The 764-nt window shown below is 33.6% G+C and carries 1 protein-coding gene; it reads right to left on the minus strand.

Going from position 1 to position 764, the window contains the following annotated elements:
• Positions 1-362, minus strand: a 362-nt coding sequence (locus KCG35_RS25850; protein ID WP_215822772.1) for a hypothetical protein, incomplete at its 3' end; no start/stop codon positions are given.
• Positions 363-764: the final 402 nt, after the last annotated feature.

Genomic DNA, 764 nt, shown 5'->3' on the forward strand with positions numbered 1-764 from the left:
GGACTTCGCATTGATGCACGCAATGAACTAATACTTTCTTCTGCTACATTTTTTATTTTATTGATAAAATTAGCTAGAATTTTTTTGCTTTGCTCTAAACTCTCTATTACCAATACTAAGTCTTGCTTGTAACTCTCATCTTTTTTGAGAAGTTTTTGTAATGCATACTTCATATTAGGTATATAACCACCAGCCATACTATGATTTTTACCTGACTCAAAAAGTTCATCCAACGGATCTAAATTTAGTTTTTTTAAAGTATCCTCACTCATAACTAAAAAGTGAGAACCAGCTCCCTGACCAAAAAACTTATTTGCAGCATTTATGCCTTCCTCAGCCAAATTATCACCATCAATACGCAAGTCCTGTCCATATTATGGGTCGGGGCCATCCACTTCTTTTTTACACCATCCAGCATTGCGACTTGACATATTAATTTTTTCTTTCCAACAATACATGATACGTTTAGAATTCGGATAACCTAATATATTTTCAGAAACTGTTATATTTCGCCTAAAATATTTTATCCCCACTCCTCCAACATCAACTTTACGATCAAAGAATGCAATAGAAATTTGATCAATATCATCATTACACTTATTTATTAACTTGTTGCAGCACTGTAATGATGTAACTTTCGCCCATATCAATACCATAATATTCTGAGTTATACCTTTGTGGTATCATATCGGGATTTTTACTCCAATCTCTTCTTGTTTCACATACTCCACCTGTTGAGGACCATTCAGTGTATGCTTTAACAG

This window comes from Zooshikella harenae, assembly GCF_018837975.1.
Lineage (GTDB): Bacteria > Pseudomonadota > Gammaproteobacteria > Pseudomonadales > Zooshikellaceae > Zooshikella > Zooshikella harenae.